Consider the following 13,594-nt stretch of genomic DNA (forward strand, 5'->3'; position numbering starts at 1 on the left):
AGATTATTCTTCGCTTTTTTTCATTTTCACACCCTGAAATTCCTTTAGATAAAAAGGTTCAAAGTAGGCAACATCTTCAAATTCCTGATTTTCAAATTTATTAGCCGCTTTTTTGACCAAAAATTTCGCACTCGGGAAAACCTCAGCATTAAAATCTGCTTCGATGTTCTGTAAAATATCTTGAGCTTTAGCCGCGCCGTCACCTACGAAAAGAATTTTTTTACCCTGAAATTCCGCAAAAGAATTTTCATCTAAAATTTTTGCTTCCGTGTCGGCTAATAATTCTCCGGAAAAACCATCAAATACCGCCGAATAAACTTCCATTCTACGCGCATCGATTAAGGGAATAATTAAATCATAACCTTGATTTAAAAAGGATTCAACCATCGTTTCCAAAGAATTTACAGCGATAAGCGGAATGTTTAAACCATAGCAAAAACCTTTTGCAGACGATGATCCAATGCGCAAACCCGTGTAGGAACCCGGACCTTTTCCAAGCGAAACGGCATCGATATCGTTCAAAGTAAGTTTTGCGCCCTCCAAAGCCCATTGCACGAATAAATGTAAACTTTCGGACTGCTTATAATTGTCGGAAACTTCTTCGCAGAGACAAAGCAGTTTATCGCCGTCTGAAATGGCAACAGAACAGTTTCGGGAAGAGGTTTCAAGGTGAAGAATTTTCATAATTTAAAATGGAAAAATTTACCGTTTTAGCCGGTTATTTTCTGTGAATGGTTCTTGGTTCGCTTTGCGCTGCCGGGAAAATAGTAAGGTCGGAAATGCTGACATGTTTCGGTGCATTAATGCAATAGGAAATGGCATCGGCGATATCAGCGGCTTTTAAAGCATCGTAACCCGCGTAAACGGTTTTCGCACGCGCTTCATCACCTTTAAAACGAACATTCGAAAAATCGGTTTCTACAGCGCCAGGTTGGATGTTGGTGACCTTAATTCCATGTTCCGTAAGCTCAAGCCGCATACCTTCAGAAATTACGTCAACCGCCTTTTTTGAAGCGCAGTACACCACGCCGTTTGCGTAAGTCTGGCGCGCCGCGACCGAGGAAATATTTACAATGTGTCCGGAATTGCGTTTGATCATGCCGGGAATAATCATTTTAGAAACGTATAAAAGTCCTTTTACATTACCGTCAATCATGGCATCCCAATCTGCGGTATCGCCTTTTGGTAATGAATCTAAACCATGTGCATTTCCTGCATTATTAATTAAAACATCGATATTTTTCCAGTCTTCAGGTAAAATTTCAAAAGCGCTTTCAACTTCTGGTAAAAACCTTTGGTCAAAGTTTAAACTAAAAACTTCGGTAAACTGCGAAAGTTCATGTTTAACCAGATCTAAAACTTCAGTTCTGCGCCCGCAGATAATCAGTCGGAAACCCTGTTGTGCTAAAAGTTCTGCGGTGGCTTTTCCAATTCCGGAAGTTGCCCCGGTGATTAAGGCTGTTTTCATTTCAATAAATTTTAATTCGCATCAAAGCTTTGAAAAGCATCTTCCAAATGCTTGATTTCTAATTTGCCGCCGTCATCCGGCAGCACGGTAATAATATCAAAACGCACCTCCTGGTTGATATTGTGGTGCTTCAAATACTGGTCTGCCGCTAAAACCAACAGTTTTTTCTTGGTTTTTGTAACGGCTTCTTCCGGCGCCATAAAAATATCTGTACCGCGCGCTTTCACCTCTACGATGATAATCTCATTTTTGAAAGCAGCAATGATGTCAATTTCTGCATGCTGAAACCGGAAATTTTTTTGCAGAATTTTATAACCTTTTTCCACCAAAAAATTTGCTGCTAATTCTTCCGCCAAATTACCAAAATCGTTATGCTCCGCCATTGTAGTAAAATTGAACGGTTACACTTTCTGCAACTTCCATTTTTATGGCAGCGCCAATGATCAGCGGCTTATTATTAAAAATATGACCGTTTGGAAAACCGAAAATTACCGGGAAATCGTATTTTTTCAGCCGTTCAGAAATGATTTGATATGCAAAATCATCAAAGCTTTCATCGTAGTTTTTATTCTCTTTTTCTTCGCCCATATTGATCATTCCGCCAACAATTAAACCTTTGATTTTGCGGAATACGCCTGCAAGTTCCAGACTCATCAGCATGCGGTCCAGGGCGTAAAATTTCTCACCAATATCCTCGATAAACAGAATTCTGTTTTTGAATTTGAAAGAGTAGGGCGTGCCCAGTAAAGCATAAATCAGTGCCAAATTTCCACCGACGAGCTGACCTTCGGCGTTTCCGTTTTTGTTCAGCAAATGCTTTTCAACATTGTAAAAAGGCTTTTCACCTTGCATGATGTCAAAAATTAAATCATAACTATCTTCCGAAACGCCAAAACTTGAAGTTTTGATGGTTTGCCCGTGAATTGAAGCAAAATTATTTTTTAATAAATAGCTCTGGATGGCGGTATTGTCTGAATATCCGATATACCATTTCGGATTTTTTTTAAATTCCGAAAGTTTGAGATGCTGAAGCAAATGCTGGCTTCCGTAGCCTCCGCGCGACGCCCAAATTGCTGAGATTTCATCGTCATTCAGCGCCCAGTTTAAATCAGAAATCCGTTCTTTTTCAGTGCCAGCGTAATTGTATCCGTGATTGTATTTGGTGAAAATATATTTTCCTACAACCGGCTCGAAACCTTTTTCCCGAATTAAAGCCATTCCTTTTTGGAGTTGATCTTCGGTGACCATTCCTGCGGGAGAAATAATGGCAATTTTCGCCCCTTTTTCAATGTTTTTTGGGAAAATAGCTTTTTTCATCGCTTTAAAATTTTTTGTTCCGTACGTTCCGCTTCTTCCAGTTTTCTGTCAAATGAATTGAATTTTTTAAAGCTTTGAAGAAAAATAACAAAACTAAAAGCAATTAAAATAAACCCGACAGCCCGCCGAATTTTATTTGCTAAAAGTTGTGTGAGTTTATCATGAAAAATCTTCGCTAAATAAATTTTAAATAAATCAATTACCAAATACGTCCCGACAACAAGTGCCATATAGAACAGAAATTCAGCAGTTTCCGGATAAGCGTTCCGGACAGAAATGACCGTTACCAACCAGAAAAGCACAACACCAATATTCAAAATATTAAAGAAAAAGCCGTTAAAAAATGTTTTAAAATAGTTTTGGTTAATCAGTTTTTCTTCACCGGGGAGGTGCATTTTTGTTTTCGAGACAATCATGTACAATGCGTAAATGAAAACGACGAAGGCGGTAATGCGGTAAAAACCCGGATGCTTATCAATGATTTCTACGAGGTCGCCGCTGGCAAAATAGGACGCTACAATACAAATAATATCGGCTACAACAACACCTAAATCCAAGGTCATGGCGTGTTTTGGACCGCGCGAAAAACTGGTTTCAATAAGCAGGAAAAAAATCGGGCCGATGAAAACCAGACTGAGCATAATACCGAGACCAACCGCTGAAAGAATGAGTTCTAACATTAATTTTTATTCAGGAAAAGACAGGATTTTTTGGAAATTAAAAATGGATTTTTTAAGAGTTCTGCGGTTCAACAATTTTAAAATCCAGCTGTTTCTGGATAAGATTCGCTTTCATTACTTTAATAGTAACCTTGTCACCAAGTTGGTATTGATTTCCAGTGCGGCTGCCTTGAACCAAGTGGTTTTTAGCATCATAACTGTAAGAATCGTCCATTAGATCGCGTAATTTTATCAGGCCTTCAGCACCATTTTCCGGAATTTGAACCCAGAAACCAAAATCTGCGACACCAGAAATAACACCGGTAAATTCTTCACCAATATGTTTTTCCATAAATTTCACCTGCATGAATTTAATCGAATCTCGTTCTGCATCAGCGGCAAGTCTTTCCATTGAACTGCAATGCTTGGACTTTACTTCGTATTCCTCTTTATTTGGTGATTTTCCACCATCTAAATAATGCTGAAGCAGGCGGTGCGCAATTAAATCGGGATATCGACGGATCGGCGAGGTAAAATGCGAATAATATTCAAAACCTAAACCGTAATGTCCGATAGGATTGGTAGAGTAGACGGCTTTGCTCATCGAACGCATGGCAAGGGTTTCAATCATATTTTCTTCGCCTTTACCCTGAACTTCTTTCAATAAATTATTGAGCGATTCGGCTACTTTTTTGGTATTTGCCAAATTCATCTTATAGCCAAAAGTTCCCACAAAATCGCGGAGTGCTTCCAGTTTGGCCGGATCCGGATCGTCGTGAATTCTGTAAATAAAGGTATTTCCGGTTGGTTCACCACGCCGGTTCAGCGAAACAAATTCTGAAACTTTTCGGTTTGCTAGCAGCATAAATTCTTCGATAAGATGGTTGGAATCTTTGCTGACTTTGAAATAAACGCCAATCGGTTCGTTATTTTCATCCAGATTAAAGCGGACTTCACTTCTGTCAAATGTAATAGCACCATTGTCAATCCGTTCTTTACGAAGAATTTTTGCTAAGCGGTCTAAAACCAAAATTTCTTCCGCCAATTCTCCCTCTTTTTTCTCAATTCTTTCCTGTGCTTCTTCATAAGCAAACCTTCGGTCGGAATGAATTACCGTGCGGCCAAACCATTCTTTTTTGACTTCAGCATCATCGGTAATTTCGAAGACGGCGGAAAAAGTATATTTATCCTCGTTCGGACGCAAGGAACAAACGTCGTTACTTAAAACTTCCGGTAACATCGGAACCACGCGATCTACAAGATATACCGAAGTTGCGCGGTCATAAGCTTCATCATCGATTAAAGTTCCGGGCATCACATAATGCGAAACATCGGCGATGTGAACACCGATTTCCCAGTTGCCGTTTTCAAGCTTTTGAATTGATAAAGCGTCGTCAAAATCTTTTGCATCTTTCGGATCGATAGTGAAAGTGCAGACATCGCGCATATCACGACGCTTTGCAACTTCTTCAGGTCTGATGCTGCGGTCCAGATTACTGGCTTCATTTTCAACATCTTCAGGGAAAGTGTAGGGTAGACCGTACTCAGCCAGTATCGAGTGAATTTCGGTTTCGTGTTCGCCCGGCGCACCCAAAACTTTGATGATTTCACCTTCAGGATTTTTCTCACCTTGTTTCCAATCGGTCATTTTTACCACAACCTTATCACCATCCTGGGCGCCACCAATTTTTCCTTTCGGAACAAAAATATCGGTATTTATCCGCTTTTTATCGCCAACAACAAAACCAAAATCTTTATGTTTAATAAACTGAAAAGTTCCCACAAATTCGGTTCGGCTGCGCTCCATAACTTCAAGTACAGAACCTTCGATCTTGCGGCCTTTAAAATGATACGTTACAATAAGAACCGTATCACCCTGTAAAGCATCTTTTACGTTTTTTGAATGCACGAAAATATCATCCTCTAAGCCTTCAACTTTTACATAGGCATTTCCGGTTTGGTTAAAATCGATAATTCCGGTCAAAGTTTCTTCAATTTTTAAATTGATGATGTACTTTCCTTTTTCCACCTCCTTGATGCTCTGCACACTCAGCAGCTGATGCAGCGCCTGAATAACCAATTCACGCTGGCGCGGGTTTTTGTAATCAATACCATCCGAAATCTGCTTATAATTGTAGATTTTGGAGGAATTGTGGTTCATAAACTTTAAAATCAGGCGACCGATTTCCTGTAATTTATGATCGTTTTTAGCGGAAATATATTTCTTTTTTCTTGGCATCTAGTTTATTTTTATGTGTTTAAATTTAGCAAACGCTGATTTTACCAACGCGGTTCTGATGTCTTCCACCTTCAAATTCCGAAGTAAGGAACTTGTCCACAATTTCCACAGCAAGTTCGCTGGCTATAAATCTAGCTGGGATGGAAATCATATTCGCATTATTATGTTTGCGGGCTAAATCAGCCAGTTCCGGCATCCAGCACAGCGCGCAGCGAATTTTCTGGTGCTTGTTTGCGGTAATCTGTACGCCGTTACCACTACCGCAAATCAGGATTCCAAATTCGTTCTTACCATCTGCTACAGAATTTGCAGCAGGATGCACAAAATCCGGGTAATCAACGGAATCTTCAGAAAATGTACCAAAATCTTCAACTTCGTATGATCCCGCCAGATGTTGCTTAATGATCTCTTTATACTTAAAACCTGCGTGGTCACACGCAATTGCTATTTTCTTCATGATTTATATATTGAGGTTGGTGTAGAATAAACACAAATTTAAGATTAAAAATATTAATATATTTTGCGAGGAACATTAATTTACGGCACGGTAATTTCTGTGTTTTCCGCTTTTTTAACAATCTCGGAAAACTTGTGGATTAAGTTTCTAATTGGTGTTAATAACTTTCGAAAAAGAAGTCTTTCGTAATCCAGAAAATTTGATATTGGTAAAAATCCGCGAACAATTGATTTTTAAATTTTAATTTTTTGCTGAGGTCTTCAGCGGAAGTTTTCAATAAAATATTTGTTCATAAAGAGATAAATTTTAACTTATTAACAAACGTTGATAAAAGCCTTAATATGTTATAAATCACATATTAAAGCTGTTAATAAGCACACCAGCAACTCCATAGATCGTGTGATTAAATTCTTTAGTAAAAGTTCTCTGCAAAACCGTAACCTACAACAACACTATTCATATTCTCTATTTATAAAAAAGAGTTTACTGGTGAGAAAATGAATGAAAGAGTTTTGTGGAATTTAAAAATGAAAATAATTTCCAGACGAAGGAATTAATCTTACATTTGTTAAACTTAAAAACCGGGATTTTTATGAAGACAATTAACGATTTTAACTTTAAAGAAAAAAAGGCTCTGGTTCGGGTGGATTTCAATGTTCCGCAAAGCGCTGACTTAAAAGTTACCGATAACACCAGAATTCAAGCTGTAAAACCGACAATTGAAAAGATTTTAAACGACGGTGGTTCTGTGATTTTGCTTTCACATCTCGGTCGGCCAAAAGGTAAGTTCTGTGAAGAATTTTCGATGAAAAATCTCATTCCGGAAATTGAAGAAGTTTTCGGTAAAACCGTAAAGTTTTGTGAGGATTGTATGAGCGAAGATGCGCAAAAAATGACTAATGATCTGAAAGACGGAGAAATTTTACTTTTAGAAAATGTACGCTTTTATGAGCAGGAAGAAAACGGTGATGTAGAATTTGCTAAAAAATTAGCCTCGTATGCCGATGCTTTTGTAAACGATGCCTTCGGAACCGCACATCGCGAGCATGCTTCTACCGCAGTAATCGCACAGTTTTTTCCTTCAACTAAATTTTTCGGTTTATTGATGGCGAAAGAATTAGAAGCGATTGATAAAGTGCTGAAAAATGGTGAAAAGCCTGTTTTAGCAATTTTGGGAGGTTCAAAAGTTTCGTCAAAAATTACTATAATTGAAAATATGCTTCCGGCTATAGATCATCTGCTTATCGGCGGCGGTATGGCTTTTACTTTCATTAAAGCACTCGGTGGTGAAGTTGGAAATTCTATAGTAGAGGAGGATAAACTTGGTTTAGCGCTTGAAATTTTAGAAAAAGCAAAACGGCTGAATGTTGATGTACATCTGCCGGTAGATGTTATTATGGCTGATGAATTCAATAATGACGCAGATACAAAAGAAGTAGATATTTATGATATTGAACCTGGTTGGATGGGCTTGGATGCCGGAACCAAATCCCGTTTGTTATTCAATGACGTGGTGATGAAATGCCGCACCATTTTATGGAATGGTCCCATCGGTGTTTTTGAAATGCCAAATTTCGCGGCTGGAACTATATCTTTAGGTGACAGCATTGCAGAAGCAACGAAATTAGGTGCATTTTCATTAGTTGGTGGTGGCGATAGTGTGGCTTTTGTTAAAAAGTTTGGTTACGAAGATAAAGTGAGTTACGTTTCCACCGGCGGTGGAGCAATGCTGGAAAGTTTGGAAGGAAAAGAGCTTCCCGGAGTAAAAGCGATTAATCAATAAAGTATATATTTAATAAAAAAAAATTTCCTGCTAACACAGGAAATTTTTTCATTTTGAAAACTACAGTTATTATATTGAGTTTTTGCTTTTTAGTAAAGTTAAATTTGCTTCAATTACATCAAAATAAAATATCCTGCTAAAACAGGATATTTTTCATTTTTGAAAACTACGTTGAAATTCTGAAGTTCCTGATTGGTAAAATTTAACTTCCTTTAATTCTCAAAAAAAATTCCTGGTAAAACGAGCGTTTTTCGCTTTTTTCGAAAATTGTGTGGAAAAGCTGTAAATTTGGCTTCTATAAATACCGCAAAAATCCAATAACTATTTTTTTTCGATAATGTATATCAAGCTGGAATATTCGCCGGTTTTTGATGCCTTAAAATTAGAAATCGAGCCGTAGAGCAGTCCTTTTAGCCAAAATATGCGTGATTTTTTATATTTTTCGCTCAAAGCTGAAATGTAGTACGCATCAAGTAGGAGCGGTTTTATTTTTTTCACTTTCCATTTTTCACTGTTCATTAATTTCAGCATTCCGTTTTTTGAGAAATGAAATATATGTCGCGGGACATCATAAGCTGCCCAAAACTCTTTATATTTTTTTGCATCGTGAGACGTTGGATTTGGTACAGCTATTATTAGTTTTCCGTTTGCTGAAAGTTTGTGATAAAATATTTCCAGAATTTCCTGCTGATTTTCTATGTGCTCAAAAACATGCCACAGCGTAATTGCATCTAATGAATTGTTTTCAACTTCCTCTAAGGTTGAAATAAATTTTCCGGAAGATACCTTTTTTTGTGCAAAACTTCTAGCGGTCTCATTTGGTTCAAAGCCATAAATTTTAAAGTCTCCCTCGATTTTTTTTAAAAATTCTCCCGCACCACAACCATAATCTAAAACGCTTGAACCAATTTTTACCTGCTCCAGAAGGATTTTTTTCTTATAATCTAAATTAAAGTTTTGCAGAAATTTGTAAACTTTTTCTTTTAAACTGCCGGAATCCTGATGATGAGATATATAATTTTCGCTTTGGTAGTATTTAGAAAGATCTTTTGGAACTTGATGTGTTTTCCAAATACCCGGAATTTCAGTTTCTTTTAGCTCAAAGGTTTCTTGTGTAAGAAAATGATCTTTTATTTTCATTAAATATTTGTTTCACGTGAAACATTATTTTAAATAAATCAGCAAAATATTAATGTCAGAAGGCGATACACCACTAATCCTACCAGCTTGTGCAATGGTTTTTGGCCTAATTTTATCTAATTTTTGTCGCGCTTCAGTTGATAATGACTTCAAAGTTGAGTAGTTAAAATTTTCAGGTATTTTAATAGTTTCCAATTTCTGAAGTTTTGCGACATTGTCGCGTTCTTTATCAATGTATCCTTTGTACTTAATATTTATTTCAGCCTGCTCTTTAATTTCAGGTGCAAAATTGGCGGTATAATCTTTAATTAAATCTATCTGTTCCAATTTCTCCAGCGTCATATTTGGACGTGTTAAAATGTTCGCAGTTTTAAAAGCCTGATCAACAGGTGAAGATTGAATTTCAGCTAAAATTGGATTTATATCACCTGGTTTTAATGATGTATTTTTTAGAAACATTTCAAGTTTGTCGCTTTCTTCGATCTTCTTTTGAACTTTTTCAAGTCGCTCTGCGCTGGCTAAACCTAAATTGTACGATTTTTCGGTAAGACGAATATCAGCATTATCCTGACGCAACAAGAGGCGATATTCAGCGCGCGAGGTAAACATTCGGTACGGTTCTTCAGTTCCTTTTGTAATTAAATCGTCAATCAGAACTCCAATATATGCTTCATCTCTGTTTAAAGTGAAAGCATCTTTACCATGAACTTTATTGTGTGCATTAATACCTGCCATTAGACCTTGTCCAGCTGCTTCTTCGTAACCTGTTGTGCCATTAATTTGTCCTGCAAAATAAAGGTTATTTATAAGTTTAGTTTCTAAGGTATGGGTAAGCTGAGTAGGAGGGAAGTAATCATATTCTATTGCATAACCTGGTCTGAAAACTTTGGCATTTTCAAAGCCTGGAATATGACGCATCGCTTTCAACTGAACCTCTTCAGGAAGTGAAGAACTAAAACCATTAATATACATTTCTACAGTTCGCCAACCTTCCGGCTCTACAAAAAGCTGATGTCTTTCACGTTCTGCAAACCTATTTATTTTATCTTCAATACTTGGGCAATAGCGCGGGCCCGTGCTTTGAATTGTGCCGTTAAACATCGGACTTCTGTCAAAACCTTCGCGTAAGATTTCATGAACTATTTCGTTCGTGTACACAATATGACAACTCATTTGTTTTGTCATTTTTGGTGTGTCTAAAAAGGAAAACCTTTGAGGGTATTCATCACCTTTTTGTTCTTCCATTTTGGAATAGTCCAACGTTCTGCCGTCAACACGCGGAGGTGTTCCGGTTTTCATACGGCCCGCTTCAAAACCGAGTGAAATAAGCTGCTCTGTTATTCCTACAGCTCGTGGTTCACCCATTCTTCCGCCACCAAGTTGCTTATCCCCAACGTGAATTAAACCATTAAGAAAAGTTCCGTTGGTTAAAACAACAGATTTTGCTTTTATCTTTAAACCAAGCGAAGTTACGACACCTGCTACAGTGTCATTTTCTATAATTAAACTTTTCACCATATCCTGAAAAAAGTCCAGATTTGGTGTCTGTTCTAAAGCAATCCGCCATTCTTCGGCAAATAGCATTCGGTCATTCTGCGTTCTTGGTGACCACATTGCCGGACCTTTTGAAAGATTCAGCATTTTAAACTGAATTGCAGATTTATCCGAAACGATGCCGGAATAACCACCCATCGCATCAATTTCCCGAACGATCTGTCCTTTTGCAATTCCGCCCATAGCCGGATTACAGGACATTTGTCCGATCGTCTGCATGTTCATTGTGATCAAAAGTGTTTTTGATCCGAGGTTCGCTGCGGCAGCTGCAGCTTCTGAACCTGCATGCCCGGCGCCAACTACAATGACGTCATATATATCGTTTATCATAATATCTTCTAAAATGTTTCACGTGAAACTTTAAAAAAAAACAGCAAAAGAGGGGGAAATTTTTTCGAAATTTTAAAGCAGGTTTAAATAAAAATCTTCTTTTTGTCGCATAATTTTTACTTCCTCTTCGCTTTTATCTTTATAGCCACATAGGTGTAAAATACCATGTGCTAAAACGCGGTGAAACTCTTGATTAAAATTTTTCGCAAGTTTTTCAGCATTTTCTAAAATGCGGGGCAAAGATACGAAAATATCAGCGGAAATATTTTTACCCTTCACATAATCAAAGGTTATGATGTCCGTATAGTAATCATGCTGAAGGTAATCCTGATTCACCTTCAGCAAACCTTCATCCGTGCAAAAAATGTAGTTAATTTTACCCGTTTTTTTTCCTTCAAGAGAAATAATCTCTTCTAACCACACTGAAGTGCTCGGTTCAATGGTTATTTCGTTTATATCTTCAAAAAAATAATATATCATAATTTTAAAACCAATGACCGAGAATCACGCTTATTAAACCTTTTTTCTCCTGTAAAGACTGGCTGTAATTTAATTTAATCTGTCCGAACGGTGATTTGTAACCCGCGGTAATTCCCGCCGAAGAATCAGTAACGTGTAAAATTTCATCTACTTTATAATCGTTGAAAATATTTGCTAAACTAAAGCTGGCTTCTACGAAATAGTTTTTGTAAATATTAAACTGCAGATTATTAGAATTCATCAGCATATTTTCACCGGATTTTTCTCCAAATTCATAACCACCCAAACTGTTAAAATTGCCCAAATTCTGGTCAAAAATTCCACCAAGGCGATATTGATAATACTTGCTTAAAGTTTCACCAACAGTAAAACCACCGAAAAGCTTTAATTTGTAGGTTAACCACGAAGTAAGCGGGAAGTTTAGATTTGAATTAACCTTTAGCTGAAAAGTTTTACCGTCATTTTTATTATTAAAAATGTCTAATAATTTCCCTTCGGCATTTAGCAAAAATCCTCTTGTGGGGAAATTTCGGTCGTCCTGCGTATCGGTTTTTATAAAAACATAGGCATTTAAAAAATTATCAGAGTCGCTGTATGTGGTTTGACCTACAAGTTTAGATTCAAAATAGTCGTGACTAAGACCGCCGCCGATCGCAAATTTATCACGCCAAATAGATTGCAGAAATGCTTCGTTACGAAACCAGTTCCACTTTTCATTTAAATTTCCTGCTGCATCCTGCAATTCTAAGGACATTCCGGATGCGTAAACTCCAAAACCAGGAATATACCCGTTATCAATAAAATAATTGAAATAATAGCGTGGCTGATCTCCTACAACCAAATCCAGCGACACCGTCGAGTTTTGAAAAAGCAGCCTTTTAGCGGTTGCATTTACAAGCAAACCGGTCTTGAAAACTTCATCATAATGCAAGCCAAATTTCAGGAAAAATCTCGTGTCGTCTTCTGTTACATTCAGTTTTAAATAGTTTTGGTCGCCGCCCTGGATAATGTCATAATTAATAAGCCGGTAATTGTTCGTTGCGTACAGCTTATCAACCATTTTATTGATGCTTCCGTACGTTTGAAGTGACGGAATTTTTAAATTCATTTTTCCCTGTATGTAATTCTTCCGGAAAATAAGATTATTTTCAACATCCAAACTGTCTATTTTATAAACATTGGAATATATTGAACTCAGCGGTGCACGCAATAATTCCTGCTTCCTTTTCGGTAACTTTTCAAGAATATCAGCATATTTTTTAGCTTCTACATACCCAGAGTCGAGGATTGCTTTTTTCGCATCATAACTAGTGGCACCAGAACCGGCCAAATCGGGGTGAATATTAATATCAGTGTAGGAATACTGGTTTTTGGTTTCTTTCTGAATACCAAAATCGATGACCTGGTTTAAAATCGAAATCGCGGATTCCAGATTTTTTCGGCTGGCAAGTCCCTGACTTAAATCTACACCGATGACCACATCAATACCTTTTTCTTTTAGCGGTTTTGATGGGTAATTTACCGTCATCGCACCATCGATGTATAGCGAATCACCAATTTTAACCGGATTCAGCAGCCCGGGAAAAGCAGAACTGGCCATAATTGCTGAAACCAGATCACCCTTCTCAAACACTTCCATTTTACCGCTTTCCAGATTGGTAGCGACCGCCATAAACGGAATCGGCAATTTCGAAAAATCACTGATTGTTGAAACGTTTTTGAAAAGTTCCTTTAATAAATAAATGTTCTTTTGCCCGGTAGAAATTGCTCTCGGTAAAACATTAATTTTTCCGTCTTTAATGGGGATTGAAAGAATATATTTGTCGACTGATTTGTTGAAAAAAGAGGATTCCTGACGGGTTTTTTCATTCGCGATGATGGAGTAGAAGTCCGTATCCATCACGATTTTTTCAATTTCTTTACCGGTATAACCGGAGGCATACAAACCTCCAACAATTGCGCCCATACTCGTGCCTGAAATATAGTCGATTTTTACACCCAAAGAATCCAAAACTTTTAAAACACCAATATGCGCAAAACCTTTGGCGCCACCGCCTGAAAGCGACAAACCGATTTTTGGGTTTTTCGGAATTTTAAAGCCTTCTTTTACCTGGGCTGACCATTGTAAACTTAAAAAAAACAGGCATAAAACGGCAAATTTTTTCAT

General features: G+C 37.5%; 12 protein-coding genes. 1 reads left to right on the plus strand and 11 read right to left on the minus strand.

The features are described from left to right. Positions 1–3 precede the first annotated feature (3 nt). From tsaB to rpiB, 7 genes are read right to left on the minus strand one after another with little or no spacing between them, the layout of a single operon-like run. Positions 4–684, minus strand: a complete 681-nt coding sequence (gene tsaB / locus OA84_RS03585) for a tRNA (adenosine(37)-N6)-threonylcarbamoyltransferase complex dimerization subunit type 1 TsaB (protein WP_039342365.1) — start codon at positions 682–684, stop codon at positions 4–6. A 34-nt stretch (positions 685–718) separates the two neighbouring features. Continuing rightward, the gene (locus tag OA84_RS03590) at positions 719–1,468 is read right to left on the minus strand and encodes an SDR family NAD(P)-dependent oxidoreductase (protein WP_039342367.1); all 750 of its coding nucleotides are present in this window, start codon (positions 1,466–1,468) and stop codon (positions 719–721) included. 11 nt (positions 1,469–1,479) lie between these two features. Continuing rightward, positions 1,480–1,851, minus strand: coding sequence for a YraN family protein (locus OA84_RS03595; protein WP_039342370.1), 372 nt, complete (start codon positions 1,849–1,851; stop codon positions 1,480–1,482). Next, positions 1,838–2,785 carry a S66 peptidase family protein gene (locus tag OA84_RS03600; RefSeq protein ID WP_039342371.1) on the minus strand — a complete coding sequence of 316 codons (948 nt, stop codon included), beginning with the start codon at positions 2,783–2,785 and terminating at the stop codon, positions 1,838–1,840. Before OA84_RS03600 ends, OA84_RS03595 begins: the two co-directional genes overlap by 14 nt. After that, positions 2,782–3,465, minus strand: coding sequence for a LysE family translocator (locus tag OA84_RS03605; RefSeq protein ID WP_039342373.1), 684 nt, complete (start codon positions 3,463–3,465; stop codon positions 2,782–2,784). The genes OA84_RS03600 and OA84_RS03605 overlap by 4 nt, the downstream gene beginning before the upstream one ends. 52 nt (positions 3,466–3,517) lie before the next feature. Beyond that, entirely contained in the window at positions 3,518–5,683 is a 2,166-nt protein-coding gene (gene rnr, locus OA84_RS03610) for a ribonuclease R (RefSeq protein WP_039342374.1), read from the minus strand. Positions 5,684–5,708: 25 nt separating this feature from the next. Continuing rightward, positions 5,709–6,140: a ribose 5-phosphate isomerase B gene (gene rpiB, locus OA84_RS03615; RefSeq protein WP_039342375.1), complete on the minus strand. Its 432-nt coding sequence runs from the start codon at positions 6,138–6,140 to the stop codon at positions 5,709–5,711. Between the two features lie 592 nt (positions 6,141–6,732). On the opposite strand from rpiB, the gene OA84_RS03620 reads away from it, so the two are divergent. Beyond that, positions 6,733–7,923: a phosphoglycerate kinase gene (locus OA84_RS03620; RefSeq protein ID WP_039342755.1), complete on the plus strand. Its 1,191-nt coding sequence runs from the start codon at positions 6,733–6,735 to the stop codon at positions 7,921–7,923. A 321-nt stretch (positions 7,924–8,244) separates the two neighbouring features. On the opposite strand, the gene OA84_RS03625 is transcribed toward OA84_RS03620, so the two are convergent. From OA84_RS03625 to OA84_RS03640, 4 genes are all read right to left on the minus strand, one after another. Further along, positions 8,245–9,063, minus strand: a complete 819-nt coding sequence (locus OA84_RS03625) for a class I SAM-dependent methyltransferase (protein ID WP_039342376.1) — start codon at positions 9,061–9,063, stop codon at positions 8,245–8,247. Positions 9,064–9,087: 24 nt separating this feature from the next. Beyond that, positions 9,088–10,947 (minus strand): tRNA uridine-5-carboxymethylaminomethyl(34) synthesis enzyme MnmG, encoded by a 1,860-nt coding sequence (gene mnmG, locus OA84_RS03630; RefSeq protein WP_039342377.1) that lies wholly within the window; start codon positions 10,945–10,947, stop codon positions 9,088–9,090. A gap of 72 nt (positions 10,948–11,019) precedes the next feature. Further along, the gene (ybeY, locus tag OA84_RS03635) at positions 11,020–11,427 is read right to left on the minus strand and encodes an rRNA maturation RNase YbeY (RefSeq protein WP_039342378.1); all 408 of its coding nucleotides are present in this window, start codon (positions 11,425–11,427) and stop codon (positions 11,020–11,022) included. Positions 11,428–11,431: 4 nt separating this feature from the next. After that, a complete protein-coding gene (locus OA84_RS03640; protein ID WP_052252090.1) occupies positions 11,432–13,594 on the minus strand; it encodes a patatin-like phospholipase family protein in 2,163 nt (720 codons plus the stop codon).

The sequence above is a fragment of the Kaistella solincola genome, assembly GCF_000812875.1.
Lineage (GTDB): Bacteria > Bacteroidota > Bacteroidia > Flavobacteriales > Weeksellaceae > Kaistella > Kaistella solincola.

Coding starts and splice junctions, on each gene's coding strand:
- tsaB (WP_039342365.1), bottom strand. CDS start 684: ATGAAAATTCTTCACCTTGAAACCTCTTCCCGAAACTGTTCTGTTGCC.
- OA84_RS03590 (WP_039342367.1), bottom strand. CDS start 1,468: ATGAAAACAGCCTTAATCACCGGGGCAACTTCCGGAATTGGAAAAGCC.
- OA84_RS03595 (WP_039342370.1), bottom strand. CDS start 1,851: ATGGCGGAGCATAACGATTTTGGTAATTTGGCGGAAGAATTAGCAGCA.
- OA84_RS03600 (WP_039342371.1), bottom strand. CDS start 2,785: ATGAAAAAAGCTATTTTCCCAAAAAACATTGAAAAAGGGGCGAAAATT.
- OA84_RS03605 (WP_039342373.1), bottom strand. CDS start 3,465: ATGTTAGAACTCATTCTTTCAGCGGTTGGTCTCGGTATTATGCTCAGT.
- rnr (WP_039342374.1), bottom strand. CDS start 5,683: ATGCCAAGAAAAAAGAAATATATTTCCGCTAAAAACGATCATAAATTA.
- rpiB (WP_039342375.1), bottom strand. CDS start 6,140: ATGAAGAAAATAGCAATTGCGTGTGACCACGCAGGTTTTAAGTATAAA.
- OA84_RS03620 (WP_039342755.1), top strand. CDS start 6,733: ATGAAGACAATTAACGATTTTAACTTTAAAGAAAAAAAGGCTCTGGTT.
- OA84_RS03625 (WP_039342376.1), bottom strand. CDS start 9,063: ATGAAAATAAAAGATCATTTTCTTACACAAGAAACCTTTGAGCTAAAA.
- mnmG (WP_039342377.1), bottom strand. CDS start 10,947: ATGATAAACGATATATATGACGTCATTGTAGTTGGCGCCGGGCATGCA.
- ybeY (WP_039342378.1), bottom strand. CDS start 11,427: ATGATATATTATTTTTTTGAAGATATAAACGAAATAACCATTGAACCG.
- OA84_RS03640 (WP_052252090.1), bottom strand. CDS start 13,594: ATGAAAAAATTTGCCGTTTTATGCCTGTTTTTTTTAAGTTTACAATGG.